Source organism: Jatrophihabitans sp. (assembly GCF_051960575.1).
In the GTDB taxonomy this organism is placed as follows: domain Bacteria; phylum Actinomycetota; class Actinomycetes; order Mycobacteriales; family Jatrophihabitantaceae; genus JBQCEE01.
Window position 1 is genome coordinate 1 of the sequence record NZ_JBQCEE010000171.1, and the last position, 13,921, is coordinate 13,921.

General features: G+C 73.9%; 16 protein-coding genes. 7 read left to right on the forward strand and 9 right to left on the reverse strand.

The features are described from left to right. The coding region (locus ACTHMS_RS09815; RefSeq protein WP_440306477.1) for an NUDIX domain-containing protein at positions 1–409 on the reverse strand (409 nt) is incomplete at its 3' end. Positions 410–609: 200 nt separating this feature from the next. On the opposite strand from ACTHMS_RS09815, the gene ACTHMS_RS09820 reads away from it, so the two are divergent. Together ACTHMS_RS09820 and ACTHMS_RS09825 are read left to right on the forward strand one after the other, a co-directional pair. Beyond that, positions 610–1,230: a hypothetical protein gene (locus tag ACTHMS_RS09820; RefSeq protein WP_440306478.1), complete on the forward strand. Its 621-nt coding sequence runs from the start codon at positions 610–612 to the stop codon at positions 1,228–1,230. Positions 1,231–1,368: 138 nt separating this feature from the next. Continuing rightward, positions 1,369–2,388 carry a DUF4192 domain-containing protein gene (locus ACTHMS_RS09825; RefSeq protein WP_440306479.1) on the forward strand — a complete coding sequence of 340 codons (1,020 nt, stop codon included), beginning with the start codon at positions 1,369–1,371 and terminating at the stop codon, positions 2,386–2,388. A gap of 44 nt (positions 2,389–2,432) precedes the next feature. On the opposite strand, the gene ACTHMS_RS09830 is transcribed toward ACTHMS_RS09825, so the two are convergent. From ACTHMS_RS09830 to ACTHMS_RS09845, 4 genes are all read right to left on the reverse strand, one after another. Beyond that, complete coding sequence (locus ACTHMS_RS09830) at positions 2,433–3,131, reverse strand: metal-dependent transcriptional regulator (protein WP_440306480.1); 699 nt, start codon at positions 3,129–3,131, stop codon at positions 2,433–2,435. Between the two features lie 132 nt (positions 3,132–3,263). Then, positions 3,264–4,232 carry an RNA polymerase sigma factor SigB gene (gene sigB / locus ACTHMS_RS09835; protein ID WP_440306492.1) on the reverse strand — a complete coding sequence of 323 codons (969 nt, stop codon included), beginning with the start codon at positions 4,230–4,232 and terminating at the stop codon, positions 3,264–3,266. 407 nt (positions 4,233–4,639) lie between these two features. Further along, complete coding sequence (gene dtd, locus ACTHMS_RS09840; protein WP_440306481.1) at positions 4,640–5,065, reverse strand: D-aminoacyl-tRNA deacylase; 426 nt, start codon at positions 5,063–5,065, stop codon at positions 4,640–4,642. Positions 5,066–5,099: 34 nt separating this feature from the next. Beyond that, entirely contained in the window at positions 5,100–6,692 is a 1,593-nt protein-coding gene (locus ACTHMS_RS09845) for a DUF7782 domain-containing protein (RefSeq protein ID WP_440306482.1), read from the reverse strand. Positions 6,693–6,822: 130 nt separating this feature from the next. On the opposite strand from ACTHMS_RS09845, the gene ACTHMS_RS09850 reads away from it, so the two are divergent. Both ACTHMS_RS09850 and ACTHMS_RS09855 read left to right on the forward strand, forming a co-directional pair. Further along, complete coding sequence (locus ACTHMS_RS09850; protein ID WP_440306483.1) at positions 6,823–7,155, forward strand: DUF3099 domain-containing protein; 333 nt, start codon at positions 6,823–6,825, stop codon at positions 7,153–7,155. Between the two features lie 37 nt (positions 7,156–7,192). Further along, positions 7,193–7,420, forward strand: coding sequence for a DUF3039 domain-containing protein (locus ACTHMS_RS09855; RefSeq protein WP_440306484.1), 228 nt, complete (start codon positions 7,193–7,195; stop codon positions 7,418–7,420). On the opposite strand, the gene ACTHMS_RS09860 is transcribed toward ACTHMS_RS09855, so the two are convergent. Continuing rightward, a complete protein-coding gene (locus ACTHMS_RS09860) occupies positions 7,370–8,515 on the reverse strand; it encodes a YhjD/YihY/BrkB family envelope integrity protein (RefSeq protein ID WP_440306485.1) in 1,146 nt (381 codons plus the stop codon). The two genes, ACTHMS_RS09855 and ACTHMS_RS09860, sit on opposite strands and share 51 nt — an antisense overlap. A 225-nt stretch (positions 8,516–8,740) precedes the next feature. On the opposite strand from ACTHMS_RS09860, the gene ACTHMS_RS09865 reads away from it, so the two are divergent. From ACTHMS_RS09865 to ACTHMS_RS09875, 3 genes are all read left to right on the forward strand, one after another. After that, entirely contained in the window at positions 8,741–10,468 is a 1,728-nt protein-coding gene (locus tag ACTHMS_RS09865; RefSeq protein WP_440306486.1) for a DEAD/DEAH box helicase, read from the forward strand. Between the two features lie 241 nt (positions 10,469–10,709). Next, positions 10,710–10,937 (forward strand): DUF7455 domain-containing protein, encoded by a 228-nt coding sequence (locus tag ACTHMS_RS09870; RefSeq protein ID WP_440306487.1) that lies wholly within the window; start codon positions 10,710–10,712, stop codon positions 10,935–10,937. 187 nt (positions 10,938–11,124) lie between these two features. After that, positions 11,125–11,877 carry a response regulator transcription factor gene (locus ACTHMS_RS09875; RefSeq protein ID WP_440306488.1) on the forward strand — a complete coding sequence of 251 codons (753 nt, stop codon included), beginning with the start codon at positions 11,125–11,127 and terminating at the stop codon, positions 11,875–11,877. 9 nt (positions 11,878–11,886) lie between these two features. On the opposite strand, the gene ACTHMS_RS09880 is transcribed toward ACTHMS_RS09875, so the two are convergent. The 3 genes from ACTHMS_RS09880 to rpoD all read right to left on the reverse strand — a co-directional run. Then, the gene (locus ACTHMS_RS09880; protein WP_440306489.1) at positions 11,887–12,282 is read right to left on the reverse strand and encodes a DUF3037 domain-containing protein; all 396 of its coding nucleotides are present in this window, start codon (positions 12,280–12,282) and stop codon (positions 11,887–11,889) included. After that, positions 12,270–13,076 carry a HipA family kinase gene (locus tag ACTHMS_RS09885; RefSeq protein ID WP_440306490.1) on the reverse strand — a complete coding sequence of 269 codons (807 nt, stop codon included), beginning with the start codon at positions 13,074–13,076 and terminating at the stop codon, positions 12,270–12,272. The genes ACTHMS_RS09880 and ACTHMS_RS09885 overlap by 13 nt, the downstream gene beginning before the upstream one ends. Positions 13,077–13,176: 100 nt before the next feature. Beyond that, positions 13,177–13,921, reverse strand: a 745-nt coding sequence (gene rpoD, locus ACTHMS_RS09890; RefSeq protein ID WP_440306491.1) for an RNA polymerase sigma factor RpoD, incomplete at its 5' end; no start/stop codon positions are given.

Genomic DNA, 13,921 nt, shown 5'->3' on the forward strand with positions numbered 1-13,921 from the left:
GCACGTCGGCACCCTCACCGTTGTCGGCCCGTCCGTCGATGCGCAGCGCGGAGTCCGCCCACGCCAGCACCGTGGTGTAGCTCCAGGCGGGGTGCTCGAAGACGTGCTCGGCGAACGGCGTCACGGCCCGCCCGTCGAGCGTGGTCTCCTCGTGCGCCTCGCGCAGCGCCGTCGTCACCGCGTCCTCGTGGCTGTCGCGGGCGCCGCCGGGCAGCGCCCAGGTGCCACCCTCGTGCACCCAGCCCGCGCGCAGCTGCAGCACGACGCGCTCGCCGTCGGTGATGAGCAGACCGGCGGCCCCGAACCGTCCCCAGTGCCGGTGCTCGGGCGGCCCGCAGAGCACCCAGCCGTTGCCGTCACCGGGGGTCGCACGGCGCAGCGGCATCGGCTCGCCCGCTGCCTCGCCCATGGGGCGACCTCCAGTCGCTGCCTGCACGATCGAATGACGGCGCCGGCCCGCCAGGTCGCCTCTCGGCGGAAGGCCGCTCGTGGCGGCGAATGTGAGACCGGGGGCCATGATGCGGACCGACGCCGTCGTCCACGGTACCGGGTGCCGACCGCCCCGCCCGGTCGCCGGGGGCCCGGCGACGCCGGTCGTAGAGTGGAGCGATGCCCGCCGACGACCCGACTGCTGCCGGTCGTGATGGTGCGCCGCGGCCGCACCGGCCGGCGCGGTATGCGGACCTCACCGGCTTCATCGACGCCGCGGGCGGGGTGTCGCCGAGCTCGCGGGCCGAGATGGCCGCGGCGACCGCGGAGGTCGTGTTGCAGGCCGGCCGGTCACCGGGCGACGGCGACACCTTCGTCGCGCTCGCCGACACCGTCGGCATCGACACCCTCGCCGCGCTCTGGCGCGACGCCGACCCGGTGAGCCTGCCCGGCGTGCTCTGGGCCCTCTACCTGTTGCGGCAGTGGTGCCGCAGCGCCCCGGACGAGGTGGTGCGCCTCTGGCGCGCCGGTGAGCACTACGGCCAGGCCGACGCCGCCGTCGCCGGCATGGGGCACCACGCCGACGTCGACGCGGTGCACCGGGTCGCCGACGCGATCCTCACCGGCGCGTACCGCGGCGACTTCGCCGTCGCGCTCGAGCGCGCCGCCGCGTTCTTCCGCGTCATCGCCCTGGGCCGCCAGCAGACCGGTGTCGGCGTCGAGCTCGCCGGCGGCAATCAGCGGGCGGCCGACGCCCTGCGCGCCGCAGCGGCCCGGTGGCGCGCGGGCACACTGCACTGAGCCCGTGCATCGGCCGGGTGCCGCGGCCGGTAGCAGCGCCCCCTGACAGGTTCCGGCGGGCGTCCCCATCCGGCGGTTGTCCACAGGCCGCGGGCTGCGGCCGACATCGTGGGCCGGATCGGGGCAGGCTGCCGTGCCATGCCCAAGTCCTCACCCTCCACGGCGCGGCCGTCGGCGCGTCTGTCCGGCCCCGCCGACGTGATCGACGCCGTGCCCTACCTGCTCGGCTACCACCCGCACGACAGCCTCGTCCTGCTCGGCCTCCGTCGACAGGCGGTCGCCGTGGCGGCGCGACTCGACCTCGTCGACGCCGTGCCCGCCCTGCTGCACGACACCGCGGCGGCGCTGTGCCGCGGCGGGGTCGAGGAGGTGATCGCCGTCGTCTTCGCCGACTGCGTCCCCGAGCCGCTCGAGCGCGAACTGCCGCTGAGCGACCTCGTGCCGGACGTCGGCGAGGCGCTCGCCGCCGTCGAGTGCGACCTCACCGACGCGCTGCTGGTCGCCGACGGCCGCTACTGGTCGTACCGCTGCCGGGGCGACGGGTGCTGCCCGGCCGACGGCACACCGCTCGTCCGCGGCACCTCCGCCTTCGCGGCCGAGTCGACCTTCGCCGGCCGGGTGGTGCTGCCCGACCGCGCCGACCTGGCCCGGCTGATCGCACCAGCGCCGGACCGCGAACTCCTGGCCGGTGCGCTCGACGCCGCCGACCGCATGTCGGTGGCCGAGGTGCTCGACCGAGGCATCGACACCTGGCGGCGCCGCACGAAACGGGCACTGTTCGCCGCGGCCCGCCGGCACGGCACCGCGGACGGGAGTGCCGGGCTCGACGACGACACGCTCGCCCGCTTCGGTTCCGCGCTGCGCGACATCAAGCTGCGCGACGCGGTGTGGCTGGCCATCGACAACCGCCGGCTGGACGGCCGCGCCCTCTGGGCCGAACTGGGACGGCGGTTGCCCTCGCCGTACGACGCACCGCCGCTGTTCCTGTTCGGCTGGGCGTCCTGGCGCGCCGGCGACGGCACCATCGCGAGTTTCGCCGCCGACCGGGCGATGGCGGCCGACCCCGACTACACCGCCGCGCCGCTGCTGCGGGCGGCGCTCGACCGGGCGATGGACCCGCGCCGTATGCCGCGCCTGCGCATGCCGAAGCCGGCGTGACCCCTCGACCGCGGCGCTCGGAGCGGCCGCGCCGGGCGGAGTGCTCAGACGGGGCGGACGAAGACGTGGTCGCTGATGCTGCGGTCGAAGACCGTGCGCGTGCCCTCGTCGTCGGCAGCCACCTCGACCGCGTTGCCGGCCACCGCGACGGCGAGCCGGCGGCCCGGCCGCACGCCGGCCTCGCTGAGGCGGTGCAGCAGGGCGGCGTCGCCCTGCAACTGCTCGCTGATCCGGTCGACGATCACGGCGGCGCTCGTGGCGGCACCGGCGGTCAGGGTCATGAGGTCGTTGTGCGGGTCGGCGGTGGCGAAGGGGAGGCCGAGCTCGTCGAGACCCGGGATCGGGTTGCCGTGCGGGCAGACCAGCGGCTTGTCGAGCAGGGCCAGGATGCGGCGCTCGACCGCGTCGCTCATCACGTGCTCCCAGCGGCACGCCTCGATGTGCACCTGCTCGTAGTCGAGGCCGATGACGTCGGCCAGCAACCGCTCGGCGAGGCGGTGCTTGCGCATCACCGCGGTGGCCTCGCGGCGTCCCTGCTCGGTGAGCTGCAGGTGCCGGTCGTCGGCGACCGTCAGCAGGCCGTCACGCTCCATCCGGGCGACCGTCTGGCTGACCGTCGGGCCGCTCTGGCCGAGCCGCTCGGCGATGCGGGCGCGCAGCGGGACGACGCCCTCCTCCTCGAGCTCGTAGACCGTCCGCAGGTACATCTCGGTCGTGTCGATGAGATCGCTGTGGTGGCTCATGCCAGCCCACCGGAGGGGGATTCGAGGTGGCGGGCGGGCGTGGTCACGGTGCTCATAGTAGGAGTGCGACGTACTGGAGCCCCGGACCTCGTGGTCCGGGGCTCCGTCCGACCCGCTGTGACGTCGGTGCTGTCAGTTCTCGAGGTAGTCGCGCAGGATCTGGGACCGCGACGGGTGGCGCAGCTTGGCCATCGTCTCGCGCTCGATCTGCCGGATCCGCTCGCGCGAGAGCTTGAACGCGCGGCCGATCTCGTCCAGCGTCTTCGGCTGGCCGCCGTCGAGGCCGTACCGCATGCGCACCACCGCGGCCTCGCGGGTGTCGAGGGTGTTCAGCACGCCCTGCAGCTGGCTGCGCATCAGCTCGCCCTCGACGACCGTCTCGGCGGCGGCGCTGCTGCGCTCGTCGGCGATGAAGTCACCGAGCGAGGCGTCGTCGTCGGCGCCGACGGTCTGGTCGAGGCTGACCAGGTCACGCGACAGGTCGATCAGTTCGCGCACACGGTCCTCGGTGATGTCGAGCTCCGTCGCGAGCTCGGCGTGCGTCACCTCGCGGCCGAGTTCCTGGCTGATCTCGCGCCGGATGCGCTGGAGCTTGTTCACCTGCTCGACCAGGTGGACGGGCAGCCGGATCGTGCGCGACTGGTCGGCCATGGCCCGGCTGATGGCCTGGCGGATCCACCACGTCGCGTAGGTCGAGAACTTGAAGCCCTTGGTGTAGTCGAACTTCTCGACAGCGCGGATAAGGCCGAGGTTGCCCTCCTGGATCAGGTCGAGGAACGGCATGCCGTGCCCGGTGTATCGCTTGGCGAGCGACACGACCAGGCGCAGGTTCGCGCGCAGCAGGTGGTCCTTGGCCCGCTCGCCGTCGATGACGATCAGGCGCAGCTCACGGCGGCGCTGGGCGCTGAAGTCGTTCGGCGAGCCGAGCAGGTGCTCGGCGTAGAGGCCGGCCTCGATCCGCTTGGCGAGCTCCACCTCGTCGGCGGCGGTCAGCAGGGCGACCTTGCCGATCTCATTGAGGTAGACGCGCACGAGGTCCGCGGACGCGGCGACCTCGTCGAGGTCGGCCGAGGTCGGCTCCGCGGCCCCCTCCGCCGCGATGTCGGCGGCGGCGACGGCGGCATCGGTCGCCGGCGTGCTCGTCGCGACCTCCTCGACCGGGGCGTCGGCGGCGGTGGTGCCGGCGGCCCGCGCGGAGCGGTGGGCGCGCGCGGTGAGCTTGGTGTCGGTGGATGCTGTGCGGGTAGGGGCGGTCGACGTCCGGCGCGAGGTCGGACGGGACTGTGCGGTGCGGGTCGTAGTCACGGCTGGCACAACCACCTCAGGGCGTCATGGGCTGTCATCGACTGGTTCGTCGGGGCGGCCCCGTTGGTTCAAGCGAGCCGTCTGGTGTTACCTGTTCCCCACGGACCCGCCTGCTTCACCCGCACCAACGAGTCGCGGGGGCGTTTCTGTTCCCCACCTGTCGGGGTTGCACAGGTTTGCGTTCAGCAGCCCATCAGGCCGGCTCAGAGGTCGAGCAGCAGCGTGACCGGGCCGTCGTTGGTCGAGCGCACCCGCATGTCCGCGCCGAACCGGCCGGTCTCGACGCGGGCGCCCAGCCGGCGCAGTTCGCGGACCACGGCGTCGACCAGCGGCTCGGCCTGCGCGCCGGGCGCGGCGGCGCTCCACGACGGGCGTCGGCCGCGGTCGGTGCTGCCGTACAGGGTGAACTGGCTGACGACGAGGACGGCCGCGTCCGGGGTGTCGGCCACGCTCGTCCCGCCCCTCAGCACCCGCAGCCCGTGCACCTTGCGCGCGAGGGCCGCCGCCCGTTCGGTCGTGTCGTCGTGCGTGACGCCGACGAGCACCAGCAGTCCGACGCCGATGCTGCCGACGCACTCGTCGCCGACGTCGACGCGGGCCTCGGTGACCCGCTGCACCACCGCCCTCACGCGCACCGTCCGGCGTGGTGCCGTCCGTCCGCGGTCACGGACGCTCCAGGCCCGGCACGAGCAGGAACCCGCGGCCGACGAGGTCGCGGACGACCGGTAGCACGGCGGCGTCGACGGCCTCGGCGGGCAGGTCGAGGGTGGCCGCGAGCAGGTCGACGGCCAGTCGCAGCGGCGCGCCGCCCGTGCAGCCGGCGAGCAGGGTCGCGACGGCGTCGTCGGTGTCGATCTCCCACCGCATGCCGGCGAGCTGGCGCAGCCGCTGCGCGGTGGGCTCCCAGCCGCCCTCGGCGGCCGGGGCGCGCTCGACGTCGTGGCGGACGTCCGGCCGCAGCCGCAGCGCGGTGTCGAGCAGGCCGGCGTCGTCGGTGCGTGCGAGCCATCGCTGCACCCCTGGCCACGCCGCGACGGTGGGCCCGATCGGCTGTGCGAGCGGCTGAGGGACGTCCTCGAGCACCCGGATCGGCGACCGGTCGGTCGACCAGAGGGTGATCAGTCCGAGCCCGATGGCCAGCACGCCGGCGCGGTCGAACCACTCGCGCCAGGCGGTGTACTGCTCGTCCCAGCGCGCCGTGCCCGGCTGCTCGCCGGCGTCGCGCAGCCACATCGCGACGTACTCGCCGGGCTCGCTCAGCTCGCGCTGCCACACCCAGGCGTCGCACGGCAGCCCCTCGAGCCAGCCGCCGACGCGGTCGTCCCACCCCTCGTCGCGCGTCACCACCCAGTTGGCCAGCAGTTGGGCCGTGCCCCGGCCGGTGAGACGGTCGGGCAGCGCCCGCACCAGTCGCCGGCTCACTTCGTCGCCGCGCAGGCCGCTGTCGCGATACTCGTAGCGGGCGCCGTCGCCGGTCGCGCCTGGGGACACCACGAACGGCGGGTTGGCGACGACGAGGTCGAAGCGGTCGCCCTCGACCGGGTCGAGCAGCGACCCCTCGCGCAGGTCCCAGTGCTGACCCGAGAGTGCCGCGGTGGTCGCTGCGAGCCTCAGGGCGCGCGGAGAGATGTCGGTGGCGGTGACGGCGGCGGCATGGCCCGCCAGGTGCAGCGCCTGGACGCCGCAGCCGGTGCCGACATCGAGCGCCGGGCCGACCGGCTGCCGCGGCGTGGCCTGCGCGAGCGTCAGCGACGCCGCGCCCACGCCGAGCACGTGGTCGGCGCGCACCGGGCCGGCACGCAGGTCGGAGCCGAGGTCCGACACGACCCACCACCGGGATCCGTCGCGCGCCGCCGTGGTCGGCGCCGGCCCGTGCGGGTCGTCCGCCGGCGGGACGAACGGCGAGTCGATCACCTCGGCGTAGGGCCGCAGGTCGAGCGCAGCGCGCACCTCGCCGTCGCCGCAGCGTTCGACCAGGCCGGCGGCGACGGCGGGGTCGAGGGGGAGGGGGTCGAGGGCGGCGGCCGCCTGCGGTTCGGGCAGGGCATCGCCGAGGACGAACAGCCGGGTGAGGACGCCGACCCGGTCCTCGCCCGCCTCGGCGGCGAGGGCGCGGCGGGCGCCGATGAGATCCCCGCGGGCGAGGGCCGCCTGGCCGGCGAGGCCGAGCCGCTGCTGCACCGCGTCGACGGTGTAGGTGTCGATCGCCTGCCGCAGCCGGTCGAGGTCGGCGGGCGGCAGAACCGGCGCGGCCATCTCAGCCGAACCTGTGCACGGGTGCCGCGGTCGCTGGTGGTCGCATCGTCCCCGGGCGCAGGATCACAAGGGTCATTGTGCCGGTGCCCGAGCACGAGCATTCCGGACCGACGAGTGCCAGGATGGAGCCATGCGCAAAGCCCACGCGGACGAGGCAGTGCTCATCACGACGGCGGCGGTGAACCCCGACGACGAGTACGACCACCGCAAGAAGAAGTACGCGATCATGATGGGCCTGCGCGCGGTCTGCGTCATCGTCGCCGCGCTGACCTACCGCTACTCGACCTGGGTCGCGCTGGCCTGCGTCGTCGGCGGTGCCGTCCTCCCGTGGTGCGCCGTGATCATCGCCAACGACCGCCCGCCGAAGAAGGCGACCGTCCGATCGCACTATGGTCTGGCGAACAACGAGAAGGCGCTGCCGTCCACCGCGACCTCGCAGGAGTACCGCGTCGTCGACGGCTGAACGGCGGTCGCACCGGCCGGCGGAAGGGGTCGACGCGATGAGCGACGGTGGCACGCAGGTACTGGAGAAGCCGCAGACCGACGACACCGACACCGGCGACGAGGTCTTCCACTACGTGCGCAAGGAGAAGATCGCCGAGAGCGCGGTCATGGGCACGATGGTGCAGGCGCTGTGCGGTGAGGTCTTCCCGGTGACGAAGGCGCCGAAGCCGGGCTCACCGGTGTGCCCGGCGTGCAAGGAGATCTACGAGAGCCTCGCGGGCTGACGCCGCCCGCCGCAGCACCGCGGCAGCACCCGGCCGGAAGGCCCGATTCGGCACCGGCGCCGGCGTCCCCTGCGCCTCCGGCGTCTGCCGCTCCTCCGGCGTCCCCGGTCCCGGGTCCGGGCGGTGGGTGGTCTCCTCGGGCGGCCCGACGGGTTCGTCGTCGGAGTCCGACACCTGCCGCCACAGCCGGGGGTCGAGGACGCGCGGCGGACGCACCGGGGTCGGGCGGAACTGCTCGATGGCCGCGTTGAACTCGGCGCCGAGCAGCACGCCGAGCGCGAGGACGAAGAAGAACAGCAGCGCCGCGATGGGGGCTGCCAGCGCCGTGTAGGCGTGGTTGTGGTCGAGGATGAAGTGGATGTAGCTGCGCAGCGCAGCCGACCCGGCGAGGAAGATCAGGATCGCCAGCAGCGCGCCCGGCACCCCGCGGTACCAGGGCAGCCGCCGCGGTGGCGCGAGGTGGTAGAAGGTCGCCAGCCCGAGCAGCAGCAGCAGCACCAGCAGCGGGTAGTACGCGGCGTCCACGAGCGTGCTCACCTGATGGTGGAAGCGCTCGGGGAAGGCGCGCACCAGCAGGTCGGGCCCGAGCACCAGCAGCGGCAGCACGAACACGCCGAGCACCACGGTGCCGAGGAAGACCCAGAGCGCGAGCAGTCGGCTCTTGACCGGCCCGCGCAGGTCGCGCATGTCGTAGGCGATGGTGATCGTGTTGACGAAGGTCGCCGTCGCCGACGACCCGGCCCACAGCGCGAGCAGGAAGCCGATCGAGATGACGTCGGCCCGCTGGCCGTGCAGCACCTCGTGCAGGGTCGGGGCGATGACCTGGTCGGTGACCTCGTGGCTGAAGGCGCGGCTCAGCGTGCGGTTGATCGTCGACTCGGTGCTGCTGACCGTCGAGCGCCCGAACCAGCGCGACACGTAGCCGAGCGTCGCCACCAGGGCGAGGAACAGGGAGGGCAGGCTGAGCAGCTGCCAGAAGGCCGCCTCGGCCGAGAGCCCGAGCACCCGGTCGTGCCACGCCTTCGCAATGGCGCGTCGCAGCAGGTACGGCGTGTGCCGTGCGCCGCGCACGACGAGCCGCACCGGATTGCCCATGCCCTCCAGTCTGCCGATCCGGCGTCGGTTTGGCGTGTTCGCGGGTGCCCGCCGCGTGTCGGCGACCGGGTCGGCCCGGCGTGATCACCGGCCTCGGCGTGCCGGGACCGGGAGGCCGCACCGGCCCGGTTAGGGTGGACGTCCGGCCGCGGGCGGGTGCCGCACCAGCGCCGCACGACCAGCCGCAGCAGGCCGCCCACGTCGGGCACTCGGGAAGGGACACCGTTGGCGGAGCCGCGCCGTGAGACCGCCTCGCCGACGTCCCCCATCTCCGTCACCGCGCCGCGGCTCCGGGCCTGGCAGCAGGCCGCGCTGACGGCCTACGACGAGGCCGGCGCCCGCGACTTCCTGGTCACCGCGACCCCCGGGTCGGGCAAGACCACCTTCGCCCTCGCGCTCGCCCGGATGCTGCTCGAGCGGCGCGTCGTCGAACGGGTCGTCGTCGTCTGCCCGACCGACCACCTGCGTACGCAGTGGGCCGAGGCGGCCGACCGCGCCGGCATCCCGCTCGACGCCGCGCTCACCAACGCGGTCGGCCCCGTCCGCGCCGACCTGCGCGGCTACGTCACCACGTACGCGCAGGTGGCCGCGAAGCCCGCGTTGCACGAGGCCCGCGTGACCGCCAAACGCACCCTCGTCGTGCTCGACGAGGTGCACCACGCCGGTGACGGCCTGTCGTGGGGCGAGGCGGTCGCGATCGCCTTCGAGCGTGCGGCGCGGCGCGTCTGCCTCACGGGCACGCCGTTCCGCACCCGGCCGGACGAGCGCATCCCGTTCGTCCGGTACGACCCGGACGGCGAGGGCGGCTGGCGCAGCAGCGCCGACTTCAGCTACGGCTACCGGCAGGCGCTCGCCGACGGCGTCGTCCGCCCGGTCGTCTTCGCCGCCTACACCGGCACGACCCACTGGCGGAACAGCGCGGGGGAGGTGGTGGCCGCGAGCCTGTCCGAGATCAGCACGAAGAGCACCGAGGCGACCGCGTGGCGCACGGCGCTCGACCCGCGCGGGCAGTGGGTGCCCCATGTCATCGCCGCCATGGACGAGCGGATCACCCACCTGCGCGAGAGCGGCTTCGCCGACGCCGCCGGCCTGGTGCTGGCCAGTGACCAGGAGGACGCCCGCGCCTACGCCGAGATCGCCGAGCGGGTGACCGGCGAGACCCCGACGGTGATCCTCTCCGACGACCCGAAGGCCGGCGAGAAGATCGCCGCCTTCACCGTCGGCACGCAGCGCCTGGCGGTCTGCGTGCGCATGGTGTCCGAGGGCGTCGACGTGCCGCGGGCGATGTGCCTGGCCTGGCTGACGTCCTACCGCACCCCGCTCTTCTTCGCCCAGGGCGTCGGCCGGGTCGTGCGCGCGCGGTCGCACACCGAGGCGGCCACCGTGTTCCTGCCGGCGGTGCGCCCGCTGCTCACGCTCGCGGCCGAGCTCGAGGAGGAGCGCAACCACGTCATCCCGCCGCCCCCGAGCGCGGGCAACGACCAGCTCGAGGTGCTCGACGTCGTGCCGCCGGAGCGCGAGCCGGGGAAGTCGACGAAGACCGAACTGGTCGACGCCGAGGCGGCGTTCGCGCACGTGCTGCACGGCGGCCGCGCGGTGATCGCCCAGCCGCAGCTCACCGATGACGACGAAGCCTTCCTCGGCCTGCCGGGCATCCTGTCGCCCGAGCAGACCGCGGCCGTCCTCGCCCGGCGCGACGCGGTCGCCCGCAAGCGCGCGGTCGAGCCGACGACGGTGACCCCGTCGGCCGAGACGGCCCGGTGGCGGGCGGGTGCCGAACTGCGCAAGGAGGTCAACCGCCTCGTCGCCGTCCTGGCGGCGCGCCAGGGCGTGCCGCACCGGCAGGTGCACGCCGAGTTGCGGCGCGCCGTGCCGGGCCCGGCGTCCGCGGCGGCCGACGTCGACCTGCTCGAGCGTCGGCGCGACCACCTCATGGCGCTCGTGGGCGGCTGACCGGCGACGGTTCGCACGTCGCGTCCGCGGGAATCGTTGTCCTGTCAGCGTCGTTGGACCGGATGAGCTCAGCGGACCGAGAACCGGGCCGACGCTCCGCGAAGTGCAGGCGATGGATGTTGCATCTCGGTTACGTTGGGGATGTCACCATCGTCACCTGCAATTCGGTGGTTCCCTGGGGGAACGCTGACGCACGATGGAACACCACACGAGGGTGTAGAGCAGAGATGAGGCCCACGACGTGACCACGACACTGGCCGCGAGTCCTTTCACCGCATCCGACCGCTGCGACCGCTGCGGCGCCCAGGCCTACGTCCGGGCGACGCTCGACTCCGGTTTCGACCTGCTCTTCTGCGGCCACCACTGGCACGAGAACGAGGCGGGGCTGCGCGAGATCGGCGCCCGCATCCAGGACGAGACCTCCCGTCTCAGCGACGTCCCTGCCACGGCGGCTCCGGACGAGCGCTGACGGCAGACCGTTCGAGGAAGGCCCCGCCCGGGTTCGGGCGGGGCCTTCGTCGTCCTCGGGTGCCGCATCGTGCTCGGGACGAGTGACGCGGCGCCCGGGCCCTTCGGCCCTCATGATCGACTTCGGGCGCGCCGATCCGGTCGTCGACGCGTGCCGGCCACCGGCGCCCTGACGACGGAGGTCCCCGATGCGCAGCCTGCGGTGGGACGGCGGCCTGCCCGGCCCGTACCGCCGCCGCGCGCCCGCGCCCGACCAGCCGGCGGCGCCCGCCCGCCCGGCGCGCGTGCTGGTGGTCGAGGCGCGCGACGCCGATCGCCGCCGCACGGTCGAGCTGCTGACCGCGGCCGGGCTGGTCGTCGCCGCGGAGGCGAACGGCCTCGTCGCGGCCCGTCACGCGCTCGCCGCACACTCCGCCGACGTCGCGCTGGTCGACATCCGGCTGCCCGACGGTAGCGGGCTCGAGCTCTGCCGGGCGCTGCGCGCCGCCGACCCCGCGCTGCGGGTGATCGTCCGCACCGAGCACGACGACCGCGTCACCCGTGTGGCGGCCGCCGTGGCCGGCGCGTCCGGCTACCTGGTGCACCCGGCCGACGGCACGGCCCTCGAGGTCGCGGTGCGTGACGTCGCCGCGGGCGGATCCCTGCTCGAGGCCGAACGCGCCGCCGCCCGGCGCCTGCTCGGCGACGGCTCGATCGACCACAGCGCCCTCGGCCCGCTCACCGAGCGCGAACGGACGGTGCGCGTGCTGCTGCTGCGCGGCCACAGCGACGCCGCCATCGCCGAGCTGCTCGGCGTCGACGAGCGCAGCGTGCGCGCCGATGTGGCGCTGCTGCTCACCAAGCTGTTGCTCGCGCCTCCCTCGCGCCGTGCGCGCCGTGTCGGCGCCTCGCTGACGACCTACCTCGCGCGGCTGCACCGGCCGGAGTCGGCCTGGATGTGACCCGCCCCGTCAGAGCGGGTGGACGAGCCGGGCCAGCAACCGTGCCGTCTCGCGTTCGGGGTCGGCGGTGAGCCCGGTGTGCACGGGGCCGGCCCGCACCACCGTGCTGCGCGGCGCGGTGAGCCAGCGGAACCGCGCGCCGATCGCCTCCTGCACGGCCGGTCCGTCACCCTCGCCACGGCAGAGGCCCACCACCGCGTCCAGCACGGCCTCGACCTGCGCGACGTCCGCCGTGGGGTCGAGCGCCAGCAACCGGTCGTGGTCGAGGTCGACGGCGGCACCGAGGAAGTCCAGCGCGCGGCTGTAGACCAGCACGCCCGCGTTCATCGACTCGCCGCGGTCGACGCGGGGCACCACCTGCAGCACCGCGTACTCGAACGGTGCGCGGTCGATCACGGCCGCCATCCCGGCGGATGGCCGCGTTCGGGACGCGGTGGCGGCCCCGCGGCGACGTCGACGCGCAGCGCCTCCTCCCAGACCGGGCGGGCGGCGAGGCGGGCGCCGAACCACGCGGCGAAGCGGTCGCGGATCTCGTCGGCCGACGCGTCGTTGCGCGCCTCCAGCCACTCGTCCGGCACCTGGGCGAGGGCGTCGTCGACCTGCTCGGCCGACAGCGCCGGCAGGTCGTCCTCGTCCAGCCGTGGTGCGCAGCCCAGCAGTACGTGCTCGCGCACGTCGTACGCGCGGTCGGCGGTGGCCAGCGCCCGCGGCCACGTGTGCTGGAAGGTGAGCGTCGCGCCGTGGTCGATCAGGTACGCCTCGCCGTGCCAGACCAGCAGGTTCGGGTTGCGCCACGACCGGTCGACGTTGTTGACCAGCGCGTCGAACCAGAGGATCCGGCCGGCCGTGCCGGGATCGATCGGGAAGGCGGCGATGTCGAGGTCGAGCGCGCCGGGCAGGAAGTCGACGCCGAGGTTCAGCCCGGGGCTGGTGCGCAGCAGGTCCTGCACCTCCTCGTCCGGTTCGTTGGACGAGAGGGCCGGGTCGACGTCGATGGTGACCAGGCGCGGCGTCGGGAGACCCAGCGAGGCCGCGAGCGAGCCGCTGATGACCTCGGCGACGAGGGCGGGCGGACCCTGGCCCGCGCCGGTGAACTTGACGACGTACATGCCGTCGTCGTCGGCCTCCATGAGACCCGGCAGCGACCCGCCCTCACGCAGAGGCGTCACGTAGCGGGTGGCGACGACCGGGTCGAGCACGATGAGTCACCCTACAAAGACACCGCTTCCCCCCACCGGCAGTCACCCGGCGTGTCCGGAAATGACTGCGTGTGGGGGGAAGCGGGTGATCGGTCGTGGATCAGTCGAGGTAGTCGCGCAGCACCTGCGAGCGCGACGGGTGCCGCAGCTTGCTCATCGTCTTCGACTCGATCTGGCGGATGCGCTCGCGGGTGACGCCGTAGACCTGGCCGATCTCGTCCAGGGTGCGCGGCTGGCCGTCGGTGAGACCGAAGCGCAGCTTCACCACGCCCGCCTCGCGCTCGCTCAGCGTCTGCAGCACCGACTGCAGCTGGTCCTGCAGCAGCGTGAACGACACGGCGTCGACGGCGACGACGGCCTCGGAGTCCTCGATGAAGTCGCCGAGCTGGCTGTCGCCCTCGTCGCCGATGGTCTGGTCGAGCGAGATCGGCTCACGCGCGTACTGCTGGATCTCCAGCACCTTGTCCGGCGTGATGTCCATTTCCTTGGCGAGCTCCTCGGGCGTGGGCTCGCGGCCGAGGTCCTGCAGCAGCTCGCGCTGGATGCGGCCGAGCTTGTTGATGACCTCGACCATGTGCACCGGAATGCGGATGGTGCGCGCCTGGTCGGCCATCGCGCGGGTGATGGCCTGCCGGATCCACAACGTCGCGTAGGTCGAGAACTTGTAGCCCTTGGTGTAGTCGAACTTCTCGACCGCGCGGATCAGGCCGAGGTTGCCCTCCTGGATCAGGTCGAGGAAGGCCATGCCGCGGCCGGTGTAGCGCTTGGCCAGCGAGACGACCAGGCGCAGGTTGGCCTCGAGCAGGTGGTTCTTGGCCCGCTCGCCGTCGCGGACGATCCAGCGC

Bases quoted from the DNA above. Each gene is read 5' to 3' on its own strand.
- ACTHMS_RS09855 (WP_440306484.1), top strand. From the start codon at position 7,193: ATGAGCGACGGTGGCACGCAGGTACTGGAGAAGCCGCAGACCGACGAC.
- ACTHMS_RS09850 (WP_440306483.1), top strand. From the start codon at position 6,823: ATGCGCAAAGCCCACGCGGACGAGGCAGTGCTCATCACGACGGCGGCG.
- ACTHMS_RS09880 (WP_440306489.1), bottom strand. From the start codon at position 12,282: ATGGCGGCCGTGATCGACCGCGCACCGTTCGAGTACGCGGTGCTGCAG.
- ACTHMS_RS09830 (WP_440306480.1), bottom strand. From the start codon at position 3,131: ATGAGCCACCACAGCGATCTCATCGACACGACCGAGATGTACCTGCGG.
- ACTHMS_RS09820 (WP_440306478.1), top strand. From the start codon at position 610: ATGCCCGCCGACGACCCGACTGCTGCCGGTCGTGATGGTGCGCCGCGG.
- ACTHMS_RS09845 (WP_440306482.1), bottom strand. From the start codon at position 6,692: ATGGCCGCGCCGGTTCTGCCGCCCGCCGACCTCGACCGGCTGCGGCAG.
- ACTHMS_RS09860 (WP_440306485.1), bottom strand. From the start codon at position 8,515: ATGGGCAATCCGGTGCGGCTCGTCGTGCGCGGCGCACGGCACACGCCG.
- ACTHMS_RS09875 (WP_440306488.1), top strand. From the start codon at position 11,125: ATGCGCAGCCTGCGGTGGGACGGCGGCCTGCCCGGCCCGTACCGCCGC.
- ACTHMS_RS09825 (WP_440306479.1), top strand. From the start codon at position 1,369: ATGCCCAAGTCCTCACCCTCCACGGCGCGGCCGTCGGCGCGTCTGTCC.